At 39.3% G+C, this 25,136-nt stretch carries 29 protein-coding genes; 14 read left to right on the plus strand and 15 right to left on the minus strand.

Annotated features, from left to right (window positions below; genetic code table 11):
* Window positions 1-17: 17 nt before the first annotated feature.
* Window positions 18-692, minus strand: coding sequence for an HTH-type transcriptional repressor FabR (fabR, locus tag FTU80_RS03510; protein ID WP_372491111.1), 675 nt, complete (start codon window positions 690-692; stop codon window positions 18-20).
* A 168-nt stretch (window positions 693-860) separates the two neighbouring features.
* Here fabR and FTU80_RS03515 point away from each other — a divergent pair, with 168 nt between their 5' ends.
* Both FTU80_RS03515 and FTU80_RS03520 read left to right on the plus strand, forming a co-directional pair.
* Window positions 861-1,928 carry a ferredoxin reductase gene (locus FTU80_RS03515; RefSeq protein WP_180084269.1) on the plus strand — a complete coding sequence of 356 codons (1,068 nt, stop codon included), beginning with the start codon at window positions 861-863 and terminating at the stop codon, window positions 1,926-1,928.
* Between the two features lie 13 nt (window positions 1,929-1,941).
* Window positions 1,942-3,036 carry an acyl-CoA desaturase gene (locus tag FTU80_RS03520; protein WP_078193588.1) on the plus strand — a complete coding sequence of 365 codons (1,095 nt, stop codon included), beginning with the start codon at window positions 1,942-1,944 and terminating at the stop codon, window positions 3,034-3,036.
* A gap of 84 nt (window positions 3,037-3,120) precedes the next feature.
* Here FTU80_RS03520 and FTU80_RS03525 read toward each other — a convergent pair whose 3' ends face one another.
* From FTU80_RS03525 to FTU80_RS03535, 3 genes are all read right to left on the minus strand, one after another.
* Window positions 3,121-3,324, minus strand: a complete 204-nt coding sequence (locus tag FTU80_RS03525) for a hypothetical protein (RefSeq protein ID WP_078193587.1) — start codon at window positions 3,322-3,324, stop codon at window positions 3,121-3,123.
* Between the two features lie 176 nt (window positions 3,325-3,500).
* A complete protein-coding gene (locus tag FTU80_RS03530; RefSeq protein WP_180084270.1) occupies window positions 3,501-4,130 on the minus strand; it encodes an HAD-IB family hydrolase in 630 nt (209 codons plus the stop codon).
* The gene (locus FTU80_RS03535; protein WP_180084271.1) at window positions 4,097-5,302 is read right to left on the minus strand and encodes a DUF1615 domain-containing protein; all 1,206 of its coding nucleotides are present in this window, start codon (window positions 5,300-5,302) and stop codon (window positions 4,097-4,099) included. Before FTU80_RS03535 ends, FTU80_RS03530 begins: the two co-directional genes overlap by 34 nt.
* A gap of 276 nt (window positions 5,303-5,578) precedes the next feature.
* Between FTU80_RS03535 and FTU80_RS03540 the strand changes: the two genes are divergently transcribed.
* Both FTU80_RS03540 and FTU80_RS03545 read left to right on the plus strand, forming a co-directional pair.
* Window positions 5,579-5,761, plus strand: coding sequence for a hypothetical protein (locus FTU80_RS03540; protein WP_078193584.1), 183 nt, complete (start codon window positions 5,579-5,581; stop codon window positions 5,759-5,761).
* 114 nt (window positions 5,762-5,875) lie between these two features.
* Window positions 5,876-6,091 carry an acyl-CoA thioesterase gene (locus FTU80_RS03545; protein WP_257221416.1) on the plus strand — a complete coding sequence of 72 codons (216 nt, stop codon included), beginning with the start codon at window positions 5,876-5,878 and terminating at the stop codon, window positions 6,089-6,091.
* A gap of 91 nt (window positions 6,092-6,182) precedes the next feature.
* Here FTU80_RS03545 and FTU80_RS03550 read toward each other — a convergent pair whose 3' ends face one another.
* Window positions 6,183-6,353: a hypothetical protein gene (locus FTU80_RS03550; RefSeq protein ID WP_168377461.1), complete on the minus strand. Its 171-nt coding sequence runs from the start codon at window positions 6,351-6,353 to the stop codon at window positions 6,183-6,185.
* 316 nt (window positions 6,354-6,669) lie between these two features.
* Window positions 6,670-7,044, minus strand: coding sequence for a hypothetical protein (locus FTU80_RS03555; RefSeq protein ID WP_180084272.1), 375 nt, complete (start codon window positions 7,042-7,044; stop codon window positions 6,670-6,672).
* 475 nt (window positions 7,045-7,519) lie between these two features.
* On the opposite strand from FTU80_RS03555, the gene dusB reads away from it, so the two are divergent.
* Entirely contained in the window at window positions 7,520-8,524 is a 1,005-nt protein-coding gene (dusB, locus tag FTU80_RS03560) for a tRNA dihydrouridine synthase DusB (protein WP_313042773.1), read from the plus strand.
* Window positions 8,525-8,679: 155 nt separating this feature from the next.
* Here dusB and FTU80_RS03565 read toward each other — a convergent pair whose 3' ends face one another.
* A complete protein-coding gene (locus tag FTU80_RS03565; RefSeq protein WP_180084273.1) occupies window positions 8,680-9,723 on the minus strand; it encodes a nitronate monooxygenase family protein in 1,044 nt (347 codons plus the stop codon).
* A gap of 214 nt (window positions 9,724-9,937) precedes the next feature.
* Here FTU80_RS03565 and FTU80_RS03570 point away from each other — a divergent pair, with 214 nt between their 5' ends.
* The 3 genes from FTU80_RS03570 to FTU80_RS03580 all read left to right on the plus strand — a co-directional run bounded on the left by FTU80_RS03570 (window position 9,938) and on the right by FTU80_RS03580 (window position 12,573).
* Entirely contained in the window at window positions 9,938-11,197 is a 1,260-nt protein-coding gene (locus FTU80_RS03570; RefSeq protein ID WP_180084274.1) for a putative DNA modification/repair radical SAM protein, read from the plus strand.
* 9 nt (window positions 11,198-11,206) lie between these two features.
* Window positions 11,207-11,986, plus strand: coding sequence for a TIGR03915 family putative DNA repair protein (locus tag FTU80_RS03575; RefSeq protein WP_180084275.1), 780 nt, complete (start codon window positions 11,207-11,209; stop codon window positions 11,984-11,986).
* Window positions 11,987-12,051: 65 nt separating this feature from the next.
* A complete protein-coding gene (locus FTU80_RS03580) occupies window positions 12,052-12,573 on the plus strand; it encodes a hypothetical protein (RefSeq protein WP_180084276.1) in 522 nt (173 codons plus the stop codon).
* 39 nt (window positions 12,574-12,612) lie between these two features.
* Here the strand turns inward: FTU80_RS03580 and FTU80_RS03585 are convergent, their stop codons facing one another.
* The 5 genes from FTU80_RS03585 to metK form a co-directional block, all read right to left on the minus strand.
* Complete coding sequence (locus FTU80_RS03585; protein ID WP_180084277.1) at window positions 12,613-13,824, minus strand: YeeE/YedE family protein; 1,212 nt, start codon at window positions 13,822-13,824, stop codon at window positions 12,613-12,615.
* A 135-nt stretch (window positions 13,825-13,959) separates the two neighbouring features.
* A complete protein-coding gene (locus FTU80_RS03590) occupies window positions 13,960-14,661 on the minus strand; it encodes a VIT family protein (RefSeq protein ID WP_180010154.1) in 702 nt (233 codons plus the stop codon).
* 145 nt (window positions 14,662-14,806) lie between these two features.
* Entirely contained in the window at window positions 14,807-15,151 is a 345-nt protein-coding gene (locus FTU80_RS03595) for a hypothetical protein (RefSeq protein ID WP_078193577.1), read from the minus strand.
* A gap of 151 nt (window positions 15,152-15,302) precedes the next feature.
* Entirely contained in the window at window positions 15,303-15,743 is a 441-nt protein-coding gene (locus FTU80_RS03600) for an SMI1/KNR4 family protein (RefSeq protein ID WP_180084278.1), read from the minus strand.
* A gap of 169 nt (window positions 15,744-15,912) precedes the next feature.
* A complete protein-coding gene (gene metK / locus FTU80_RS03605) occupies window positions 15,913-17,079 on the minus strand; it encodes a methionine adenosyltransferase (RefSeq protein ID WP_078188779.1) in 1,167 nt (388 codons plus the stop codon).
* A gap of 445 nt (window positions 17,080-17,524) precedes the next feature.
* Here metK and FTU80_RS03610 point away from each other — a divergent pair, with 445 nt between their 5' ends.
* The 4 genes from FTU80_RS03610 (at window position 17,525) to FTU80_RS03625 (ending at window position 21,436) form a co-directional block, all read left to right on the plus strand.
* Window positions 17,525-17,950, plus strand: coding sequence for a pilin (locus FTU80_RS03610; protein ID WP_180084279.1), 426 nt, complete (start codon window positions 17,525-17,527; stop codon window positions 17,948-17,950).
* Between the two features lie 463 nt (window positions 17,951-18,413).
* The gene (gene tkt, locus FTU80_RS03615) at window positions 18,414-20,402 is read left to right on the plus strand and encodes a transketolase (RefSeq protein WP_180084280.1); all 1,989 of its coding nucleotides are present in this window, start codon (window positions 18,414-18,416) and stop codon (window positions 20,400-20,402) included.
* A 183-nt stretch (window positions 20,403-20,585) separates the two neighbouring features.
* Window positions 20,586-20,801, plus strand: coding sequence for a hypothetical protein (locus FTU80_RS03620; protein ID WP_180084281.1), 216 nt, complete (start codon window positions 20,586-20,588; stop codon window positions 20,799-20,801).
* A gap of 191 nt (window positions 20,802-20,992) precedes the next feature.
* Window positions 20,993-21,436: a GNAT family N-acetyltransferase gene (locus FTU80_RS03625; RefSeq protein WP_373685168.1), complete on the plus strand. Its 444-nt coding sequence runs from the start codon at window positions 20,993-20,995 to the stop codon at window positions 21,434-21,436.
* A gap of 65 nt (window positions 21,437-21,501) precedes the next feature.
* Here the strand turns inward: FTU80_RS03625 and FTU80_RS16370 are convergent, their stop codons facing one another.
* Window positions 21,502-22,017 (minus strand): nuclear transport factor 2 family protein, encoded by a 516-nt coding sequence (locus FTU80_RS16370; protein WP_227591805.1) that lies wholly within the window; start codon window positions 22,015-22,017, stop codon window positions 21,502-21,504.
* A 293-nt stretch (window positions 22,018-22,310) separates the two neighbouring features.
* On the opposite strand from FTU80_RS16370, the gene FTU80_RS03635 reads away from it, so the two are divergent.
* Window positions 22,311-22,907, plus strand: a complete 597-nt coding sequence (locus FTU80_RS03635; RefSeq protein ID WP_078188771.1) for a YceI family protein — start codon at window positions 22,311-22,313, stop codon at window positions 22,905-22,907.
* A 75-nt stretch (window positions 22,908-22,982) separates the two neighbouring features.
* Here the strand turns inward: FTU80_RS03635 and FTU80_RS03640 are convergent, their stop codons facing one another.
* Both FTU80_RS03640 and FTU80_RS03645 read right to left on the minus strand, forming a co-directional pair.
* Entirely contained in the window at window positions 22,983-23,612 is a 630-nt protein-coding gene (locus FTU80_RS03640; RefSeq protein WP_180023833.1) for a LysE family transporter, read from the minus strand.
* A 66-nt stretch (window positions 23,613-23,678) separates the two neighbouring features.
* Entirely contained in the window at window positions 23,679-24,386 is a 708-nt protein-coding gene (locus FTU80_RS03645) for a glutamine amidotransferase (protein WP_180084282.1), read from the minus strand.
* 417 nt (window positions 24,387-24,803) lie between these two features.
* Between FTU80_RS03645 and FTU80_RS03650 the strand changes: the two genes are divergently transcribed.
* Window positions 24,804-25,079 carry a hypothetical protein gene (locus FTU80_RS03650; RefSeq protein WP_078193570.1) on the plus strand — a complete coding sequence of 92 codons (276 nt, stop codon included), beginning with the start codon at window positions 24,804-24,806 and terminating at the stop codon, window positions 25,077-25,079.
* Window positions 25,080-25,136: the final 57 nt, after the last annotated feature.

Raw genomic sequence — 25,136 nt, forward strand, 5'->3', positions numbered from 1 at the left:
TTTTTGACCATTAATTTTTAGCGAATCTGTGCTTCGTCTAAATGGCGAGCGCCTTCCAGGATCATACGAATCATAATCATGGTTTGTTCGGCAACTTCTTTGCGTTGTTCTGTCGGTAGATCAATGACTTTTGCACCCATGTTAAACACCAATTGGGTAATACCACGTGCCACGATGTCAGGATGAGCCAACTTGCTTTGATTTAAACGTTCAAGCACGATTAAATCTTCTCTTAATTCTTGTTGGAAATAGTTAAGTTGACGCTCAACTGCATTTTTATAGGAATGCGAACCAGTATAGCCTTCACGAAGTAAAAGGCTTAAGTTGCCTTCATCGGCATCTAGCTGCTGAATAAATACTTCAACTGAACTACGAATAATACTGCTTTGGCGTGATGCCTGAAGGCGTGCTTCATGCAAAATTTGACGTAACACACCACCAGCTCGATCAATCAACTCAATGGCTAATTCATCAATATCTTTGAAGTGACGATAAAAACTATTTGGAGCAATGCCAGCTTCACGTGCAACTTCACGCAAACTCAGTGATGAAATACTTTTTTGTGGACCAATTAAATTAAGCGCTGCCTGAAACAGTTCTTCCTTGGTAATTGTTGCTTTACGACCTACAGTGCGAACTGCAAGTGGAGTTTCAGCTTCAGAATGTAATTCTTCCTGGTACATGTTAACCATATTCGTCTGTGCAGACTGAGTCATATTTTTTAATAGATTAAAAACATTAACATATTATAGCGTCTGCTAATAGCTTTTGTGAAAATGTCGATTAAATGCACAATCGTATATACAAATATATATACATATGTATAATAATTAAAAACCTCCCATGAGTTGTATTTGATTATGCATGTACTCGAAAAAGCGAAAAAGCCTTTAAACGCACTCAAAGACAGTGTTGTAGACGTCAATGCAGTAAATTTCTGGTTGCAGAAATTTAATCCGTTATGGTCTGGTAATCAGGCTCTCGGCAAAATTGTACAAAAAGAAAATGCAGCAAATGAGATGGTCAGCCTAACTATACAGGTGAACCGTTTGTTTAAAATGGGTGAAGCTGGTCAGCATCATCCTGTTTTTGCTCGTGTAAATGGGATCCGTTACGAACGTACTTATAGTTTGACTCAGTTAGATGATCAACACGTATTGCTAAGTGTAAAAAAAGTGAATACGGGTATTGTGAGTACTTGGCTGGTAGAACAAGCACAAGTTGGTGACATCTTAGAATTTGGTCAGCCTTTTGGTGATATGACTTTGGTGTCAAATTCTACACCGTTGCTACTATTGGCTGCGGGTAGTGGTATTACGCCAATGTTGAGTTTGTTGAAAGGGATGAGCAAAACTAAGCAAATTGCGGAGCAACCAATTCAGTTAATGTATTGGGTTAAGTATCACGATGATGCCGCATTCAAATTACGCTTCGAAGCTTTGGCAAATCAATATCCAAACTTTAAATTTCAAATTTTCTTTACCCAAGAAGAAGTTGCTGATCCACGATTAAATGCCGCTCACGCTGCTCAAATTGACGACATTGAGCACAGTACTGTGTTTGCATGTGGTCCATCGGGTTTCGTCACTCAGGCCGAAGCGTTATTTGATCATGCACAATGCTTTATGAGTGAAGCATTTAGCATGAGCCCAATTGCAACGGATGAAATTGGCTTTGTGAATGTCACGCTTACACAATCCAATAAAACCGTCAGTATCCCAAAAGGCCAATCAATTTTAGCCAGTCTTGAACAGCAAAATATCAAACCAAATCACGGTTGCCGTATGGGCATTTGTAATAAATGTGCCTGCAACAAAGTTGAAGGTTCGACTAAAAATATGGTCAATGGTAGCCAAAATACAGAACCGGGTAATTTACTCAAAATTTGTGTGAACTCAGCACAGTCAGATCTCGTTATTGATTTATAAGGTAGAAAAAAATATGAACATGCCTGTAAAAATTGAATATTTTAAAAATCCTAAAAACCGTGAGTTAACCCAATCGCAATTAGATGAACTTGCGCGTGAGCTTGACGCGATTAAGCAAGAAGTTTTAGATGACTTAGGTGAAAAGGATGCGAAATACATTCGTCGTGTGTATTCAACTATTCGATATTCATCTATGGCGGGTCGTGCATTATTGTTTGCAGGTTGGTTTCCGCCAGCGTGGATTTTAGGCACAGGTCTTTTAGGTTTTGCCAAAATCATGGAAAACATGGAATTAGGTCATAATGTCATGCATGGTCAATATGACTGGATGAATGATCCTAAATTCAATGGTCAGACTTATGAATGGGATATCGTGGGTACTGCAGATAACTGGCGCCAAACTCACAATTTTAAACATCATACCTATACCAACATTAAAGGTATGGATGATGATATTGGTTATGGTCTAGTCCGTTTGTTCCCAGAACAGCGTTGGAAGCCGGGCTATCTATTACAACCGATTTATAGCATTCCATTTTGCTTATTGTTCCAATGGGGTGTTGCCATTCAAAACCTTGAATTGGGTAAATACTTTAAAGGTCGCAAAACAAAACAGCAGACCAAAGAAGAATGGAAGCCAATGCAAGCCAAAATCGGCAAGCAATTATTTAAAGACTATGTGTTCTTCCCGCTTATTGCAGGGCCTGCAGCATTACCTGTGCTCACAGGGAACCTCGTTGCGAATGGTCTTCGTAATATTTGGACGTTTAGTATTATTTTCTGTGGTCACTTCACCAAAGATGTTGAAGTTTTCCCGAAAAAAGTACTTGAAAATGAAAGCCGTGGACATTGGTACATGCGTCAAATCCGTGGTTCTTCAAACCTTACTGGTTCAGAAGCATTTCACATTTTGACAGGGCATTTAAGCCATCAGATCGAACACCATTTATACCCAGATGTTCCTGCGCGTCGTTATCGTAAAATGGCGCCAAAAGTACAGGCCGTATGTGAAAAATATGGTTTGAACTATAACAACGCAAGTTTAGTGAAACAGTACGGCAGTGTACTAAAACGTATTGTGAAATATGCGTTTCCATTTAAAAAGTAATAAAAGCTGCACTTGAGTTACTGGATCAAAAAAGCCATGCATTTGCATGGCTTTTTTATATTAACTTTGGGGGAAATATTTACTTCACTTTTTGATATGTAAATTGAGGATCTTAATCAAATTCATATAATTTCCTTTTTTAGCCATACGAATGACCAATTCAATTTCTTCTTTCGTCCACATCTGGCGAGTGGCTGAGAAGGCAAATTGAGCAAGGAGAACAAATGGATTTTCGCCAAATTTAATATGGAGGCCTTTGACATATTTCGGTGGATTGAATTGATTCATATTCTTTTCCCGCTTTTAATATTTGACCGCATTATTTCTAATTAATGAGAAAAATAGCACACTATAAAGTCAAAATAAAAGCAGAATTTTCAAAATTTAATCATATATTAGAGCGACTTAAATTTAAGTTTGTGATTGTTAACTTTGATTAATAAACCAAACTAAATCACTCGACTTTAGTCGAGTTCAGGTAGGCGTTTATCCTTTCCATTCATGAAATGGTGGGTGGCCAATTCAAACATGGCGAGGTCTTCATCGCTATTTCCATAGGCATAAACATGCTCATAGTCTTGAAGGTTAAATTGCTCCAAAACTCGAATTTTCTTTTGCTCACCACTACAGTCTAAGGTTTCATACAAACCAGTCAGTATTTGGTTATTGGTTGCAGTTTCAGTGCAGATCAGTTTGACCCCGAGCTTTTTGGCCACAGGTTTAAGATATAAATCGACGGATGCAGAAACCAATACGACTTCATGACCGCGTTTTTGGTGTTGCTGTAATTGTTCATACAGTGAAGGATTGAGTTCTGCCATCAAATGTTCAGCATATTGCGCTGCTTGATTTAAAATGTGCTCATGATTGGCTTGGCTAAACATTGCGGCATATAGGCGAGGACGCATTGCGTGTGCAGGATATAGTTTAAGATAATAGCCTTGAATCCAAGGGAGAATTTTAATCCCTTGGAGCACGATATGTCTTTTAGGCAGGGAATAGAAGATGAACCCTGTAAAACTGTCTTTATTACACAGGGTTCCGTCAAAATCAAATAAGGCTAGAGTTTTAGGTTTTTGATGCGGCGCATGCATGTTTGATAACGTCCATCGACTCGTGTGGCAAACCAATTGGTATTGTAATCACGGCTTAATTTCGGCCCAGAAATTACGACTTCAGGCATCATGGCATAAAATGGTTCTTTTCCGGTCTTTTCTTGGTACAACTTTTTGACCGCTTTATACGTCAAAGTATCTTCAAAGTCCTGATCTTTTTCTTTTTTAAGATCTGAACGAATTTGACGTGGCGTCGCGATCACATTGTTTTCTGCAAAAACGGCAATCAACGCGGTTTCAGACTGGCTTTTTGCAGAACGTGGAGAACCATCTTTATTATAAAGTAAGAGGTCACCATCTAAGCCGAGCTCAGCAGGGGTTAAGTCATTCAACATGCTTTGGAATGCCGCATTACGACTCGAATAACGACCCGAGTTATAATCTGCAAAACGATAAATTGGTTTGTCATATTCAGCTGGATACATCATTAAACGGTGAATGCCGTAATACAAACCGCCATATTGGCTATACATATCTGTACGTAGTGCCGCAATATTTCCACCTTGGCGTTTGTGGTCTTTGGCATAGCCTATATGGACTTGCATTGAACCCAAAGTGGTAATTGGGTTGAGCTTTTCACCAATATCTTGTCCAACCAGTTTCGCTGCGCCTGTTAATGCACTCACGTGATAGTGTTTAGACATATAGTCAAAAATTTCACGATATAGCTCGTCTAGCTCACGTTCAGTTTGAACACGGCGCATTTGGCTCAAATAGTTATCTTCAGGACTCGGTTGATTTTTTAACACATCTTGGAAATAGCCAGCGACTGTACCACCGATGCCATCACCCAATTTATCTTTAAACTTTTCTTCAAGACGATCTTGAACTTCTTTGACGGCTTTTTCACCGAGTCCCGGCACATGTGGGTCAGCAACAAAATTGGACTCTTGATCGACCACAGCAACAATCGTACAGACATTTTCTTTCGTGGTCGGAATACCGAGCTGATCACTAATGTCGTAGATATCATTGGCCCATGACAGACGATCATTCACGCGAGGTGGAATGGCTTTTTTAATCTGTTCCGCTTCCATAGTGGGTTCATCTTTGCTCCACCATGAACCATTACCACAGGCAGTCAAGCCAATGGATAAAGCCAGTACAGAAAGGGATTTAAAGCATAATGTGGTCGAAAAAGTTTTGTTCATATTTTCCAATAAACTCAGCCATATGGGAGCGACAAAGCAGGAGCAGTATACTATGCAAATTACATAAATTATGAATAAATATGTATATGCCTCATAGGTGACTGTCAATCTATTTATGGAGATCTACGCGTGTTAAAACAAGCAGTTCTGTCAGGATGATTGGAAAAAGAATGCTTTTTGAGCTAAATAGATGAATATTCCAATATCATTTTCAACAGATTATAAAAAATGAAGGTATATACTAGCTGAAATCCATAATTTTTTAAGGGGATTGTTATGCCTGCTAAATTTTTCAGTCGTTTCTTAGGTTTGATTGCGTTAGTTATGGTATTGGGGGCAATCGTTATAAACTTTGTTGTGGCTAAACCAATGGTGGAATATTGGATCTTACTCTTACTACCTTGTTTTGCAGTTCCAATTTTAACCTCAGTGATGATCACAAAGGATGAAAATCTTTAACATCATCGTTCAGTAAATTTATTTTTCAATCCGATAGATGATCACTACTCAGCCTTTGCAAAAAGCTCACATCGGGTGGGCTTTTTTGTGAATTAGCCAAAAGTCTTTTATACTATGCAAATGAGAAGGGCAAAACGTCAGCAAAAATTAACAGCTTCAAAAGTTATTTGGTCAACTGAACAAGATGCCGAGTTGATCGAACATGCAGACTTAGCAATGCCTGAGTTAATCCAGCGCTTGGGATTTTGTGAAGAAGATATTTTGCAAAGAAAAGAAATATTAGGTTTAAACCGGCGGGCACGACAAATTCAACGTTTATATTTTAAATAACAGATGTCAAAGTGATTGTATACTGTGACAAACATAAAATGTCTGTGAATTTAATAACCCACAAACTGTGGGCTTTTAAATTTTTGCTCAATTATTTTGCAACAGCTTCAGAAGCAGGAGCCGCTTCAGTTGCGTCTTGAGCAACTTCAGTTGTTTGAGCTTCAGATGCAGCAGCTTCAACTTTTTGTTCTTCCGCAGCAAATGTAGTTGCAGTAGCAGCAGAGATAAGTGCAGCAAAAAGTGCTTTATTTAAAGTTTTCATGATTCAATCTTCAGTCTATTTTTGGAAAAAACAACTTAATGTATTAATCATGATAAAAGTGTAATTAAAATGGGTTGTTATGTGGCTAGATTGTGAACTTTTACTAAAAATTTATCACAATAAATCAATAGCTTGAAATCCATCACAAAATAATATGTGTCATTCAAATATCGTTTAATATTTTAAAGACTTTAAAAAAAAGAAAAACCCGAATAAATCGGGAAGTGTATTTTACGTTGTTATTACAGCGAAACTTACACACTTTTCGCTTAATAACAATTTATCGCTGAAATATGACGCCATGATGAAAGGGAGGTTATTCAACAGGGCATTCAATTTTGAGTTTTTCTTTGTAATAGTCCTGTGCGATCTTCAAATCGTTCAACATTTTATCTTGAGTATAGTCTTGGGCTGCGAGTTTGAGCATGGCAGGCATGTAGTTAGTTTTATATTCATGAGGGTAGTCATGACATAAGACTTGGGTTTTTTCCTTGATCGATATGCTTGGGGCATCTAAAACATCAAGGTATTGACTGATTTGCGCATCTGACTGCTCAAATTGTTGAGTCGCTTGTTCCGTTGTTAAATCAGCGTTTTGACTTTCAGCTGCAGCCACCTCGTCATTCGGTTGTTGGCAGGCAGTCAAAAAAGTAGCGAAAAATATAAAAGAGAGAATTTTCAATTTTTTCATAAATTTCAACTCACAGATGTGAATTTATCGGGTTTAAGTTTTCAATGATTTTAGCAGTATCCCTCTATAGTAACACCTGTACAGGCAGATCTGCTGAAAGTCTGATGTTGAATCGATAGTGTGTTAACTACATGGCTGATGCATAAGTTTCAACGACTCTTAAGCAAAAGCGTAGAAATTTTTGTATGGAATTACTAAACTATCGCATTGCAAATTTGCCGTCCAATTCCGAAGCTTCAAATTCCTCAATTCAATCGTTGAGCAATGTTGATATTCATTGTCATCATTCAATTGCATAATCATTGCCATGAAACGTTTTTACGCTCAACAGATTTTGCGAACATACATTTGAATTTAGCATTGTAAAAGTGGCTTGGAAGATTTCGAATGTGGTTCGGGCATCATTTGCTAAATATAGCTAGAGGTTAAAACATTGAGTCAACATCCTGTCATTCAAGAATTATTCGATCGTCCCATCGAGAGAAAACTGTGGGTGGCACCTATGGCAGGGGTTACAGATCGCCCATTTCGTACTCTTTGCAAATACTTTGGCGCAGGTCATGCTGTCAGTGAAATGATGACGGCAGATAAGACCTTACGCATGAGTAAAAAGAGTCTTTATCGTGCCAATTTTGATGGTGAAATAGCGCCTATTTCTGCTCAAATTGCAGGGTCAGATCCAGCTGAACTGGCTGAAGCTGCACGCTATCAAGTGGCAAATGGTGCGCAAATTGTCGACATTAATATGGGATGTCCGGCGAAGAAAGTCTGTAATAAATTGGCAGGTTCCGCGCTGCTCAAAGATGAAGACTTGGTGGCTCGCATTTTAGATGCTGTGGTCGATGCAGTTGATGTACCCGTGACTTTAAAAACCCGCTTGGGTTATCTCAATGGCCATGAAAACATTATGCGCGTTGCGAAACGTGCCGAAGAAGCTGGCATTGCTGCATTGGCACTTCATGGTCGTACACGTGAAGATATGTATCTGAATACGGCGCGTTATAGCTTAATTAAAGATGTGAAATCGTTGATCAATATTCCTGTGATTGCCAATGGTGATATTGATACACCTGAAAAAGCCAAATATGTACTGGATTATACTGGTGCCGATGCAGTCATGATTGGTCGCGCAGCTCAAGGTCGCCCATGGATATTCCGTGAAATAGGACATTACCTGACGACAGGTGAGCATATGGCGGCACCAAGTATTATGGAAGTTCGTGACGTATTGCTTGGACACTTGTCTGAATTATATGGTTTTTATGGTGAATATTCAGGTTGTCGAATTTCACGCAAACATATTGCTTGGTACACCAAAGGTTTACGCTCTAGTAATGAGTTCCGCCAAAATATGTATAAAGTTGAATCTACAGCAGATCAATATAAAGTCGTCGAGAACTATTTTAATCACTTACTCGATCATGGTCAGATCATGAGTGATGTTCAAGTTGATCAGGTTAATTTGCTTGAAACCAAGTAACTGAAAGCCAAACGAAATAGATCTGTGCAATTCGATGCAAAGTAAGTCGATTTAAGCTAGTTAGATTGATTTGAAATATGTAGATAATAAAAAGCCCTCAATGTTGAGGGCTTTATTGTAGGCATTCATGATTGAATGACGCGTTGAGCTAAGTATTAGTTAAAGCGCATTTCTAAAACCAATTGATTGATCAAGTCGGGTGCTTCCAATTCACGTATTTGAGAGACGTTGGTTCCCGCCCAAAAAGCACCATATTCATGTACACCATGCTTGCTAGCAGCGGCATGTAATTGTTTGCCTAAATCATAGCTATACGGGTAAGCCGGGACGGTCGGGCGAGTCGGTGTGTCAATATCTGTGTGCCAGTTATTGATAATGCCACGAGCAGGGCGGCCTGAAATACTTGATGTAATCTGCGTGATGGGTGCATCAAATAATGCTTTGCGATAAGCTTCATTTGCATTTGATGTTTTGCATTGCACAAAAGCAGTGCCCAATTGAACAGCATCTGCACCTAACTCCATAATTTGATAGGCCTGATGTCCATTCATAATACCACCAGCCGCAACGACTGGACATTGAATATGGCGTTTCAAGAGCTGAACCAAGTCACGTGTCTTAACGCTACTATCAAAGTTTTCATTGAAAATGCCACGGTGACCACCAGCTTCAATACCTTGAGCAATCACGATATCAATGCCTGCAGCTTCGATCAGTTTAGCTTCTGCTAAGTTGGTTGCAGAAACTAGAGTCAAAATACCCGCTTGTTTCAAGGCTTGGATTTGATGTGGATGTGGAATACCAAAATGGAAGCTTACCGCTTTAGGGCGCGTTTCCAGTACGAGGTTTAGAAAATGGTCATTGTCTTTAAAGCTTGGATAAATACAGTTCAGTGCTTCTGGAGCTTCTGCATTATATTGAGCAAAGCGTGATTTAAATTGCATGATCCATTTGGCAGCAACTTGTTCATCGAGTTCTACTGTGTCATGACAAAAAAAATTGACCTGAAAAGGTTGTTCAGTGAGTTCTTGAGTTTGTAATATTTGTTGACGTGCATTCTCAACACTGCTTGCACCTAAACCCAGTGAACCAAGTCCACCTTGATTTGACACTTCTGCAGCAAGTTCAGGTGTAGAAACACCTGCCATTGGGGCAAGAAATATAGGGTGTTTGATGCCAAGTTTTTCTAATAAAGTCATGTGCATACTCCAATCACTCTAAATACTTTGCCCAAGCGAGTGAAATTAAGCAAATAATATTCGTTATTTCTTATCAAAATGGTCTTATGCTTACACGAAAGTTGTACTTGAAATTAAGCGACACCTCGTGTCGTAGTAATGATGTATGACCCGACTTTTGAGGTGGATCCTTTTAAAATAATGCTGTGTTCACTTTAAATTTTATAATTCTCCCATGTCTGAACGTATCCGTGAAAAACTGCAAATTTTAGCCGATGCTGCCAAATATGATGTCTCATGTTCTTCGAGTGGTAGCAAGCGTCAAAATAAAGACAAAGGTCTGGGTAATACTGGAAACGGTATTTGCCATAGCTATACAGAAGATGGCCGCTGCGTTTCGTTATTAAAAATTCTATTTTCTAATGTCTGTATTTTTGACTGCGCATATTGTGTGTCCCGTCGAAGTAACGACGTAAAGCGCGCAGCATTTACGGTACAGGAAGTGGTCGATTTGACTATGAATTTTTATCGTCGGAACTATATTGAGGGGCTATTTTTAAGTTCGGGGATTTTTAAATCTGCGGATTACACCATGGAACGTATGTTGCAGGTGGTAAAAAAACTGCGTTTAGAAGAAAATTTTAATGGTTATATTCATCTGAAGACCATTCCGGGGGCATCTCAGGAAATCATTACCGAAGCAGGTTTATATGTCGACCGTATGAGCATTAATTTAGAAATGCCGACAGAAGATGGTTTAAAAAAATTTGCACCTGAAAAAAGTCATGTTGAAGTCCAAAAAGATTTAGGTATCGTGCGAGATCGTTTGATTCAATTCAAAGATGAACGAAAAATAATACGCACAGTTCCTAAATTTGTACCCGCAGGACAAACGACGCAAATGGTGGTGGGCGCACATCAAGAGTCTGACCGTGATGTAATACTGATGGCAGACCGTCATTACAAAGAGTTTAAGCTCAAGCGTGTGTATTATTCGGGTTATATTCCAATTAATGAAGAGGAGCGTGCGCTGCCAGCTGTGGGGTCTGCGCCACCTTTATTACGAGAAAATCGGCTGTATCAAAGTGATTGGTTAATGCGTTTTTATGGATTTGAAGCGACAGAGTTGGTCGATGAAGAACATCCAAATTTAGAATTGGATATTGACCCAAAATTAGCGTGGGCACTGCGTCATCCCGAGCAATTTCCCGTGGATATCAATCGTGCTGAATTTCAAATGATCTTACGTGTGCCGGGCATCGGTGTGCGTTCTGCTAAAAAAATTGTTCAAGCACGACGTTTTGGTAAAATTCATATCGACCAATTAAAACGTATGGGTATTTCCTACAATAGGGCGCAGCACTTTATACGCTGTGAAGATTCACCCAAATTTATTCGTGAACAACAGCCTCATCAAATAAGACAGCAGATTTTGCAAAGTGGCCAGTCGAAATATACGCAGCAAATTTCTCCACAATTGAACTTCGGTTTTTAGGATACAGTCGTGAGTATTTATGTCTTTGATGGCACGATGACAGGATTGTTGAGCTGTGTTTTTCGGGCCTTTCAATTTAAGCAATTTGACATTCAGATTTGTACAGATGGGCAAGTGCAGGCAGGTCTTTTCGCCGAAGTCATTGATGTGGCTAGTCACGATGAACAAGCACAGCGGGTATGGCAAGGATTAAAGCTTAAAGCATCTGAAAGTGCTTTGAAGCAGTTTTATTATGCGTTTTTATCCGAGCAGCAGCAGGCTTTTCAACATTGTTTTAATTTTGCGATTTATGTGTTCCAGCAACAGCGTGATGTGTCTAAAAACTATGGTCATGCTGATGTATTAGGGATGAGTCAGTGGGCGAAGCAAGTGGGGCGTGAAAAGCACCGAATGGAAGCTTTTGTGCGTTTTAAAAAATGTCAGGATGGCTTGTTTATTAGTTTAGTCTCACCTGATTTTAATGTATTGCCTTTGATCGAACGGCATTTCAAATCACGCTATCAAGATCAACGTTGGCTGATTTACGATGAAAAACGCAATTATGGCATTTATTATGATTTAAAACAGGTGCATCAAGTGGATATGGATGCCACAACCATAGATAGGCAAATACAATCAGGCCATAGTCAATCCTTTAATATCGAACTGGATGATGATGAGGTTTTGTATGATCAGCTTTGGAAAGATTATTTTAGAAGTGTCAATATTGAAGCCCGACGTAATATGAAATTACATGTGCAGTATGTGCCACGTCGTTATTGGCGTTATATGAATGAGAAAGCGATTTAAGTGTGAATCATCTAGTTGTTTTCGGGCATAATGATCGAGCTTTTGATTGTTTAAGTGAGACTTTGATGAAATTATTTCTTGTTACAACCGTTCTGACGGCAATGACGCTCACGGCGTGTTCTGCAAATGAACAAGAAAAGAAAACATTCAATCCGCAAAGTTATCAAGTTGCCGATACAGCGGGATTACAACAACGCTTTGAACAATTAAATCAGACTCTAGCAGCTGATTTCAGCCAACTAAAAAAAGTAGAAAGTATGGCTTTTTCAGATCAATCCGCTTTAGATGTTCATAACTTAAAAACTTTAAATCAGCATTTTGTTGCCAATACCGCTTTAAAAAGCTCCAAAATTGCCTATTGCGAAGTAATGAATCATTATTTTTCTGAAATGTATCATCTCGGACATGTGAACTTAGCCTTGGTGAAAGACGTTAAACTGCCAAATGCCGCAAACGAAGATTTGAGTCAGGTATTTGCGAATACAGACCAATTTTATGATTTTATTATCAACCGCTATACCACATACAAACAGGCACAAGAAACCATGCAATATGGTTGTAATCTAAAAGCAGCTCTGACAGATTAAAAAAGCCCCTCATTTGAGGGGCTTTTTATTTCACAGAAATTAGCAGCCTGTTAGTTTTTCAGTTTGTGGACGTTCGCCGGGGAAGAAGATTGGACGTAGTTTGACGCCAATACTGTTCCCAATGAAGGCAAATACTAACCATAACCAACCGTGTAAACTACCTGAAGCAATACCGCTGAAATACGCTCCAATGTTACAGCCGTATGCTAAACGTGCGCCATAACCTAACATCAAACCACCGATCACAGCCGCTAACAGTGAACGTTTTGGGATATTAAAGTTCGGTGCAAATTTGCCTGCTAGGCTCGCTGCAAGTAATGCACCGAGCATGATGCCGAAATTCATCATCGACGTGATATCAAACCATAATGATTCGGTCAGTGCTTTGGCATTTGCAGGTTGCTGCCAATATGCCCAAGATGCAACATCGATCCCCATGATACTTGCTGATTTTGCGGCCCAAACGGCTAAGGCAGAGGTCACGCCCCAAGGACGGCCTGCAAGTGCGAGTGTGGCAAAGTTCAGTAAAGTTAGGATAATTCCGCCCCAAACCAATGGCCATGGTCCACGTAGAAAACGTTTCAAGCCGTGTTGCATTGCTTGCGGCTCAACCTCAAGCTGACCATGGCGTTTCTTTTCAAAGTAAACTGTTGCTGCGGCAATCAATATAAAGAGCACAAAGTTTAATGCCAGTGCAGGGACTACACCAAAGCTTTTGACTAAAGAAATCGGCTCAAAGTGGGGAAGGTCAAACCACCATTGAATATGCGAAGTTGCAATCAATGAACCTGTACAGAAGAAGATCAGCGTTACAATCATACGTGCGCTACCTGCGCCCACAGTGTACAGGGTCCCTGATGCACAGCCGCCGCCAAGTTGCATACCAATACCAAAAATAAAGGCACCGATCATCACGGACATTGAAACAGGATTAACATTACCTTTGACTGGGTTGCCAAATAATTCACCCGCACCTAAAGCAGGGAAGAAGAGCAATACAGCCAAAGCCAACATGATCATTTGTGCACGCAAGCCACGACCACGACGCTCTTTAATAAAGACACGCCAACTCGAGGTGAAACCAAAAGACGCATGATAAAGCGTCATACCCAAAGCACCGCCAATTAAAAATAGCAATGCTTGGTTAACGCCTACAACCAGATAAGCACCAATGGTGCCTAAAATTAATAAAACAAAAGCCACCCAAATCGATACATTGGATCGATTGGCTGGCGCAGCAATAACAGACATGGAGAAAAAAGCTTAAAAAATGTATTTCTATTTTACGGTTTTTATATATTGTAAAAATTAATATTGTTTAGAATTCACACAATCATTGCTGTGAATAATTGATTTTCAATATTTGTAAAACTGATAAAAGAAACATTAAACTGGATTTACATTAAATAAAGAACCAATCCAACTTGAAAATAGCATGGCTGCAATGCCCCAGAGTGCAACACGTAGACTGCCTTTCAACATAGAAGTACCTGCTGCATAACTGGCTAAGGCACCGAGGAGTGCTAGAGAAATCACGCCAACGGCCATAACGGTTTTTTCAATATGCATGTCAGCACTGATCAAGATCGCAACCATCGGAAATATTGCACCAATTGAAAAGGCTAAAGCCGATGATAGCGCTGCTTGAACGGGTTTTGCAGCTGTATTGTCATGGATTCCAATTTCATCTCGGGCGTGGGCTTCAAGTGCATCATGTGCAGTTAATTGGACTGCGACTTCATGGGCCAGTGTAGGCTCTAAACCACGTTGAATATAAATTTGGGTAAGTTCTTTAAGTTCTAGCTCAGGGTTCTTTTGTAGTTCTTTATGCTCCATGTGAAGATCTGCTTTTTCGACGTCTTCTTGAGATTTCACAGAGATATATTCGCCCGCCGCCATAGAGGTTGCACCAGAGATGAGTCCTGCAATGCAGGTAATGAGTAAGGTATGGCTAGAAGCACCACTTGCAGCCATGCCCATAATTAAACTAGTAACGGAGATAATGCCATCATTTGCACCGAGTACAGATGCACGTAGCCAACCTGTACGTTCCATAAAATGTTTTTCGGCATGATGTGAGTAAGACATTATTTTCTCTAAGTTTGTTATTTATATGACCTCATAAGATTGACCTGACATCAGTTAAATTTCAAGTTAAAAATAGATTGAAACAGTAAGTTGAATAAAATACAGATGTAAAAAAAGCACCCGAAGGTGCTTTTTTATAAAATGCTTATTGCTGCGCTTTTTCTTTCACGTCAGCTGCACCTTGTTCAACAGCACCTGCTGTTGCAGCAGTTGCGTCTTTAGCTGCTTCTTTGGCATTGTGTGCAGCAGCTTCAGCATTTTCTGCAGCATTTTCGGCTGCTGTCGCAGTTGCAGTTGCAGCATTATCAACAGCAGTAGCTGTCGCAGTTGCCGCATCTGAAGTTGCATCAGCGATGTCATGGCCTGCTTGATCAGCAGCGTTTTCTAGGTGTTCACCAGTTGTTGCACCTGTTTCTGGCGCTTTGTCTTTATTACAGCCAACAAGTGCAACAGTTGCAGCCAAACCTAAAGCAACAAGTAATTTATTCATTTTGATCTTTCCTTTTGTTGTTATGCCCGTAGCATGGGCTGAATTTATATTAGCTGAAAAAATATTCGATATTTGATCAAAAATTGTTGATTTAGTGTAATTTTATCCAGCTTATTTTGTAGTTTAAAAGGCTTTATATCTGCTTATAACGTTAAGGATTTTGACTAAATAATTCTTCAATTGAAGTCACAAGTAGATAGATAAATTCACTGTCTTCATGGCGCCATAAATATATTTCTTCCCCTAATTGTGTATCGTCTATCGTATGCAGCAATAAATAATCGCCATCGCCGTTATGCGCAATAGCAATGCTGTTTTCAGGGAAGTCTTCAATTTCACTTATAGTTTGATGTTCTGCGGCTAGATGATTCGTTGTACGTTTTATTCTTTTCACATCGCTGGTGTCTTGGAAGGGAAAAAGCCACCAAGCTTCGATGTCATCACCATCTTTAAATTCATCCGCACTAGAAAAGCTAATGCCGAATTCGCCACCATTTTCAATTTGCATTTTGGCTTTATATTTTTCTGGAAACTTAAATCCTAATTGTTCTTCAGTTGCAGTAATAAATTTTAAGTCTAATGGAAAGGGCATGATGTTGTTCTTAAATTATTTTGGTGTTTTATGAATAAGCTAGGCGTAAATTTTAGTCAATATTTTTTACACTCGTTATTTTTATCCTAGATGTTTTAGTTATGGACATACGGGCCATAAAAAAGCCTGCAATCAATGCAGGCTTTTTGGGGAAATTAATCTATTAAGATTAAAGACCAGCAGATGCTTTAAGCGCTTCCACTTTGTCAGTTTTTTCCCATGTAAATGCGGTATCAGAACCTTCACGACCGAAGTGACCATACGCAGCAGTTTGTTGGTACATCGGTTGGATTAAGTTCAACATACGAGTAATACCGTATGGACGTAAGTCAAAGTGTTCACGTACAAGTGCAATAATCAAATCTTCAGATACTTTTGCAGTATTGAATGTGTTGATCGAGATAGATGTTGGTTCTGCAACACCAATCGCATAAGACACTTGAATTTCACATTTGTCAGCTAGACCAGCAGCCACAATGTTTTTAGCAACATAACGGCCTGCATAAGCAGCAGAACGGTCCACTTTTGATGGATCTTTACCAGAGAACGCACCACCACCGTGGCGAGCCATACCACCGTAAGTATCTACAATGATTTTACGGCCTGTTAAACCACAGTCGCCTACAGGGCCGCCAATGACGAACATACCTGTTGGGTTGATGTGGAATTTAGTGTCTGCATGGAACATTTCAGCAGGAATCACTTTTTTCACGATTTCTTCAATTACCGCTTCTTTTAATTGAGCTTGGGTAATTTTTGGATCGTGCTGAGTTGAAAGTACAACTGCGTCTAAGCGAACTGGCATACCATTTTCATAAGCAAATGTTACTTGGCTTTTTGCATCAGGACGTAACCAAGCAAGTTTGCCTTGTTTACGTAGTTCAGCTTGTTTTTCCATCAAGCGATGTGCATATGAAATAGGTGCCGGCATAAGCACATCAGTTTCACGGCTTGCATAACCAAACATTAAACCTTGGTCGCCCGCACCTTGATCTTCAGGTTTTTGACGGTCAACGCCTTGAGCAATTTCAGGTGATTGTTTCCCGATCATGTTGATCACGGCACAAGTTGAGCCATCAAAGCCAAGATCTGAATGGTGGTATCCGATACCATTTACGGTATTACGAACAATCGCTTCAAAGTCAACATTTGCAGTTGTTGTGATTTCACCGGCAAGTACAACCGCACCCGTTTTTACAAGCGTTTCACAAGCAACCCGTGCATATGGGTCTTCTTTTAAGATTGCATCCAAAATAGCATCACTGATTTGGTCAGCCATTTTATCCGGATGGCCTTCGCTTACAGATTCCGAGGTAAATACAGCGTACTCGCGCATAAGTCCTATCACAGTTAAATTTAAAGACGCAATATGTTACATCGAGAAAGCGTTTAGGACTAGCTTAACATGACCAAATTGGATGAAATTAATTCATTTCAATGACTTTTTAATTGATATAGGCATCTAAAAAATTGATATGAGCTATGGATTTATCAATTTAATTTTTTATGATGAGATAAAATTGAGATATTTTTGTTTTGGCACAAGCAACAATGTGATTAGGCGTTAAAATGCCTAAAGTAGCATTTCAAGTGAATCAATTATAAGAAAAAATCAAATCAATATCCTGAGATTTATCAATAATGAATGTCATGAACTGCCAGAATATGACTGTAAACGACAATTATTCGTTTAATTTGAAAAATAAAACACAATAAGTACGCGCTTTTGAGACTTGGTACGCAAATTGCCTATTTGTCATTACGTTGAATGGGGAAACGTAATGAAACAGTCTGGTTTTACACTCATTGAAATCATGATGGTAGTGGCAATTATCGGCATTTTGGCTGCAATTGCTACTGTATCTTACAATGGCTATGTCGCTCGGGCGCAAGTAGCTGAAGTATTAACAATGATTTCACCCTATAAAATTAAATTGGTGGAAAATTATTCAGAGGAACAAAGCTGTGTAGATTTGAATACAGCGCTGAATGAAAGTATCAGTACCAAATATATTGCGAGTAGTGACATTACTGATGTGGCAGGAACGTGTTCAGTGGTTTTTACGTTTAAATCAACAGATGTCAATTTTGCTCTTCGCTCAAAGCAGATCTATTTTAATATTCCAGATGATTTAAATGGTGCTTGGAATTGTCAATCGGATGATATTTTGCAGCGAAATTTACCTGCTACATGTCGTGGTATCTAAAGTTCTGTATCTAGGGTCTCGAAGATATTGGATCAGTGCTGATTTCAAAGGGATGATTACGACGTTTGAGTTTCCCAAACCATAGTGGGTTTAATTATTGAAAGTATTTCATATTTCTAATGGCCATTTATCTGGATCGGCTTTGGCTGCTATTTATATTCACATTTTCCATTCGATGTATTGGACTTTTATCAATTACGAAGCGTTTGCTTTCGCCACTAAACTCTAAATATGCATTGCGCTGTCATTGATTCGCCATATAAAAGCGTCACTGTATACAAAATAAACGACATGCATAGGCTTGAAATTGAGCAATAAGCGCCTAAAATACAGGTGGTGCAGGAATAATTAGCGAAAATTTGCCCCTGAGGCTTTACCCATTCCGCTTTTTTTAAGACAATATACGCATCTTTGAATTCTTATTCATCTTACTCTTTTAAACCATTTGTTTGGACTCTGACCTATGACAACCCCGCTTAACGAACGTCGTATTGCAAACGCAATTCGTGTATTGGCAATGGATGCTGTGCAAAAAGCAAATTCAGGACATCCAGGTGCTCCAATGGGGATGGCAGATATTGCTGATGTGGTATGGCGTGAATTCCTCAACCACAACCCTGCAAACCCACAATGGGCAAACCGTGACCGTTTCGTATTGTCAAACGGCCATGGCTCTATGCTGCAATATGCGTTATTGCACTTAACAGGTTATGACCTTTCAATTGAAGATTTGAAATCTTTCCGTCAATTGCATTCTAAAACGCCAGGTCACCCAGAATTGGGCTATGCACCGGGTATCGAAACAACGACTGGTCCATTGGGTCAAGGTATTGCAAACGCTGTAGGTTTTGCACTTGCTGAAAAAACTTTAGCGGCTCAATTCAACAAAGAAGACATCACAGTTGTAGATCACAACACTTACTGTTTCTTAGGTGATGGCTGTTTAATGGAAGGTGTTTCTCACGAAGCATGTTCATTGGCTGGTACTTTGGGTCTAGGTAAATTAGTTGTTTACTACGATGACAACGGCATCTCGATTGACGGTGAAGTAGAAGGCTGGTTCTCTGATGATACAGAACAGCGTTTCCTTGCATACGGCTGGCAAGTACTTAAAGTTGACGGCCATGATGCAGACGCAATCCGTGCGGCAACTGTTGAAGCAAAATCTGAAACTGCGAAACCAACCTTAATTATCTGTAAAACCATTATTGGTTTAGGTTCACCAAACAAACAAGGTAAAGAAGATTGCCACGGTGCGCCGCTTGGTAATGACGAAATCGCTTTGACTCGTGAAGCTTTAGGCTGGACTGAAGTTCCATTTGAAATTCCTGCTGATGTTTATGCAGCTTGGGATGCAAAAGCCAAAGGTACTGCTTCTGAATCTGCTTGGAACGACACATTTGCTGCTTATGCTGCTAAATATCCAGCAGAAGCAGCTGAACTAAAACGTCGTCTTTCTGGTGACCTTCCTGCTGACTTCGTAGCAAAAGCGGATGCTTATATTGCTGAAGTAAATGCTAAAGCTGAAACAATCGCTACTCGTAAAGCTAGCCAAAATGCCATTCAAGCATTTGCACCACAGCTTCCAGAAATTCTAGGTGGTTCTGCTGACCTTGCAGGCTCTAACCTGACTTTATGGAAAGGCGCAGAAGGCGTTGAATCTAACCCAGCGGGTAACTACGTTCATTACGGCGTACGTGAATTCGGTATGACTGCGATTGCTAACGGTGTTGCACTTCATGGCGGTTTCGTTCCTTATGTAGCAACATTCCTGATGTTTATGGAATATGCGCGTAATGCAGTACGTATGTCTGCATTGATGAAACAGCGTGTGATTCATGTGTATACCCATGACTCAATTGGTCTAGGTGAAGATGGTCCTACACACCAACCTGTAGAGCAAATTGCATCTTTACGTGGTACACCAAATCTGAACACTTGGCGTCCATGTGACACTGTAGAAGCGTCTATTTCTTGGAAATCTGCGCTGCTTCGTTCAGAAGGCCCTACAGCATTAATCTTCTCTCGTCAAAACTTGCCATTCCAAACTCGTACAGCAGATCAAATTGCTGACGTTGCGAAAGGCGGTTATGTACTTGCAAAAGAAAAAGGCGAATTGAAAGCAATCATTATTGCGACTGGTTCAGAAGTTTCATTGGCAATGGATGCTTACGCACAGCTTGACGGCGTACGTGTTGTTTCTATGCCATGTGCTGAAGAATTCGTAAAACAAGACGCTGCTTACCGTGAAGCGGTTCTTCCTGCTGCGATCCGTGCGCGTGTTGCTGTTGAAGCTGCGCATGTGGACTACTGGTGGAAATTTGTAGGTCTTGATGGCCGTGTAATCGGTATGACGACTTACGGTGAATCTGCTCCAGCAAAAGACTTGTATCAACACTTTGGTATTACTGCTGATGCTGTTGTTGCTGCTGTGAAAGAAATTACCGCTTAATTTATAAAGATTAACCGTAAAAAAGACGCCCCAGAGAAGGGGCGTTTTTTATTGCAGAGATTAAATATATTTTTTAATTGTGAAATAACGATTTGTAACGAATGAATTAAAGCATTGGTTTAAAATTAATTCATTCATGCAGTATTCAGCCACGGGTGCAATGTTGCCCCAAGTGAGGAAACGATGAGCCTTTATGATCAGATAAATGATGAAATTGTACTGATGGATGCTGGTGAACAGAAATGGATTGGCACAGACTTAGAGCTTGAAGCCATGGTTGCAGTAGAGTTGATGTTGCAAGATTTGCAAGAAGACAAAGTGATTAAGATTCGCCGTAAGAACCATGAAAAGCATACAGGTTTAAAGCATGTAGATCGGATCTTGGTTGAAAAGCTATAAGCTGAATGGTTAAAAAGTCCGAATCTTCGGGCTTTTTATTTGCCTATCGTATTTATAAAACAGATAAGAAAACGTCCTTTCAAGACTCATCATGTTTAAAAAGAGCGCATAAAATAATATAGTGTTTTCAACACAAAAAGCTTTATTTCAGTTATAAAAATCGAGTGATCATTTAAATAAAGACATCGAACGTGCAAATACAAATTAAAAATTTAACTGAAATTTCAAAAAGCCAATGGCAGCCGCTCTGGGAGCTGTATTTAGAATTTTATAAAAGTCAGGTGGCGGATGCTGTGAGCGAGCGAACGTGGCAAAGATTACATGCTGCTGAGTGCGAACATATGTATGGCTTCGCAGCTGTGATTGATCATCAAGTGGTTGGGATAGTGCATGTCATTGAACATGAGAGCTGCTGGACATTACAGCCTTATGCCTATTTGCAAGATTTATATACCCTTGAAGATTATCGCGGGCACGGCATTGGTAAAGCGCTGATCGCGAAAGTGAAAGAATATTGTGATCAGCGGCAGTGTGACCGTGTGTATTGGCTTACGCATCAGGACAATGAAACAGCACAAAAGCTGTATGATCAAATCGCGAGAAAAACTGGGTTTATCCAATATCGCTGTCATTAACTTAATGTAAAAGGCCATTCCAAATCAACAGCAGCTCTTGCGTGAAGAGCTGCTGCATCTCAGTATTAAGCTGAAACTTTAAAGTTTTTAGCTGAGTCTGCATCTTGCTGAATGATCCATTCTCCGCCTACGCGGAAAGATGATGCTGAGGCATAGGTATCTTCCATGAATTGGAAATAGCTGATTAAACCATTTTGAACTTTGGCTTTGATTGAAAAAGGCGAGGTGAAAGTATTTTTTGCATAGACTGAGGTGTAGGTGAATTGACCAAATACAGCTACGGTTTCATCTTCAGCGATCATATCCGTGATTTGAAAGTCGTCGATATTCCAGTAGGTCCCGACGTTGGCAAAGGTATAAATATAAATGTCTCTGCCTGTGCCAGACCCAGCCCACGGCTCAATTTGTTTAAGTTCTGGGTTGCTGAAGTTTAAGGAAACATATGCTGCGTCTTCGGCTACCAGTAGCTGAGTTGCATTTTCAATGAGTTCTTTTGAAGTATTCATAAGAAATGCCAAAACGACATCTTTGGGCGTTTTAGTATTTAAGGCTTTTTCAATAGCCAGCGATTGTTCTGTCATTTTTGGGTACTCAGATTTTTATGATGTCTAAAAATCTTAAGTGGATTTGTTTAGAAAACCTACGACTCTGATAGGTTGATGTTTCCTAAATTTAGGATAAATAACTCATGGATCAATTAAATTATTAATTATTTGAAATATATGGGAAATTGAATAATTGAGAGTGGTTGTAAATGCTGCTACAGATTTTACAAAACTATCGTTCTAAACATGCAACAAAACGTTTTATCTTTAAAGCTGTAATACGGCTAAAAATCTATAGACTTAATGGTATTCGAAAGTGAGATAAAAACATGAACTTTAAAGCATTAACAATCGGTTTGGCGGTAGCATCAGTTACAACAATTTCTATGGCAAAACCTGTTGCCTATCAAATTGATCCTACTCATACAGCAACAGTATTTACTTGGAATCATTTTGGTTTCTCAACGCCTTCTGCAAACTTTAGTGACATTCAAGGGACAATCAATGTCGATAATGCAAAACCTGCAAATTCGTCTGTGAATGTGACGATTCCATTATCGAGCTTAAATACCAATGTCAAAGCATTAGATGATCATTTAAAAACAGCTGATTTCTTTGATGCTGAAAAATATCCAAATATCACGTTTAAAAGTACAAAAGTTCAAGCCATCAGCAAAACTAAATACAAAATCACGGGTGATTTAACAGTTAAAAATGTGACTAAACCAGTGGTATTGGATGCTGTATTGAACAAGCAAGCCGTTCACCCAATGACTAAGGCAGAAACGATTGGTTTCAATGCAACGACTTCTTTTGATCGTTCAGCATTTGGTGTTGGTGCATATGTACCGAATGTAGGCGACAAAATTACGGTAAATATTACGACTGAAGCCGCTGTATCTACAGCAAAGGCAGCAGCGAAATAAGATTTAGCTCCCTCAGCTAAGTTAGGAAAGCACCCATTTGGGTGCTTTTTTATGTCTTATTTAACTGGTGTGTGATCAATCGCGATTGAGTAGTAACAGGCAGCCAAAACTGATGAAGATTCCACCGGTAATGGCGTCAATTTTTTTACTAAATTTTTGATAGTAATGGGTCATTTTAGGTGCTGAGAATAAGACCGCAACCAATGCAAACCAAATCAAACTTTCAATAAAGACTAAAGCCAATAAAGAGCTTTGATCAAAAATACTGACCTTTGCACTGATCCCAATGGAAAATACACTACTGAAATAAACCAATGCTTTAGGATTGGCCATATTGGTCAAGAAACCTTGGAATAACAGCGTCAAAGGCGATTTTTTCTGTACAGCTTGCTCGGTTGGTTTCGTTATTGTGCCGAGGTCTTTACTCCATGCAGATTTTAATAACTGAGAGCCTAAATATAAAAGATATAAGCCACCCAAAATCATGAGGCATTGTTGTAACCAAGCCATTTTTTGAAATAGAAAATGTAAGCCACTTATTGCACAAATTGACCAAACTAAAATACTAAGTGATATACCTAATGCGGCAAATAATGCATGTGATCTGGATTGTCGAATAGCACTTTGAGTGACAAAAAAGAAGTCTGGGCCTGGGCTGATGAGAGCAAAAAAGTGGATGAGCGCAATGCTGAGTAAGGGAGTCATTCTAATGGCTTATACGTTTTGAAGTGCAACCGTTATAAGCCATTTAGCTTTAAATTAATAGCTGTTTTAAAGCTCAAGCTGTTGTAAGAATTGTTGCAAAATAAGGGGAGCAACACGTTCTAAATGAGGTGCATGTTGTTGGCTTTCCATGCGTAAATTTGGGATGTTAATTTGTGCTTTATGCAGTTCACATGTATGCCCAATTAGCCATTTTTCCATGGCCTGTGTTTCTGCTTCAATATGAAACTGTAGAGCTAGAATATTGGGCCCATAGCTAAACGCTTGATTTGGATAAATTGCTGAGCTGGCTAGTAACTGTGCATTTGTAGGTAAATCAAAGGTATCACCATGCCAATGCAGTACAGGCACTTGATCTAATGGCGCTAAAATATTGTGAGTAATGGCATCAAGCTCTAAGGCACTCCAACCGATTTCTTTGCTATGACCTGGATAGACTTTCGCTCCCAATGCATGTGCAATAAGCTGAGCACCTAAGCAAATGCCTAAAGTCGGTAAGTTACTCTCTAAACGTACTTTAAGTAAGTCTATTTCTTTTTGTAGGAAAGGGTAGTCATTAGTTTCATAAACTCCGATCGGGCCGCCCAAAATGATGGTAAGCCCTGTATGTTGCATAGCTTTACTGAGGTCATCGACACCAGCTTCGAAGTATCTTACCCGATAATCCAGTTGGTAAAATACATCTTCCAATGAACCCAAATCTTCAAATGCAAGGTGTTGAATGACGTAAATGGTTTCGTTTAATGCAGTACTCATAGGGATTTTTCAGGATTAAAATTTCAAAATAGAATGTAGCTTGAATTGTCGGAGATTAAAAAGGAAAACTGTAAATTTTTCATAATTGCGAAAAGAGATAAATATAGAAGTTGGCTGAAGCGTATTGTTTTTCTTTGAATGATTAGGTTTGATCGTTGAACTTAGCATTTAAAACCTTTGTATTGTGAATTAGGGGATTCCCGAAAGGCTTTATTGGTAAAATTTATGAGAAAAAGTGCATGAAATTTTGATAAAGCTTTGGTTTAGTATAAAAAAAAGATGAAAAACCAATGGAAAAGCGTTTAGAGATGCGTATGATGAAATCTTCGACAAACAACAGTTCATTTTTCTTTTAATATCATCACATAATTAGATAACTGATTTTAAAAGTAAAAAAATATAAGCCAGGGAACTTGTATGCAGTCAAAACATAATCGAGATGCCAGTCTCTTGCATGCGATACATAAAATTTTATTGAAGGAATGGGACCCTTTAGGGATTCGCCGTATTCCTGCTTTACGTGATGAATATGATGATTATTTGCCCAATATTTTTAAATTAATTCAAGAGGATTCAAGTGAATCAGAAATTTTTGAATATTTATGGTGGGTTGAGCAAAAGGTCTTAGAGAAAAAAGGGCAGAAGGAACATACCCTAAAAATTGCGAAAATGTTGAAGGCAATTGAGCGCTAGTTTGCGGTCGTGTACGCATAAAAAAACCGATTCGTTGTCCGTATCGGTTTTTTATTT

Source organism: Acinetobacter sp. YH12145, from assembly GCF_013418335.1.
In the GTDB taxonomy this organism is placed as follows: domain Bacteria; phylum Pseudomonadota; class Gammaproteobacteria; order Pseudomonadales; family Moraxellaceae; genus Acinetobacter; species Acinetobacter amyesii.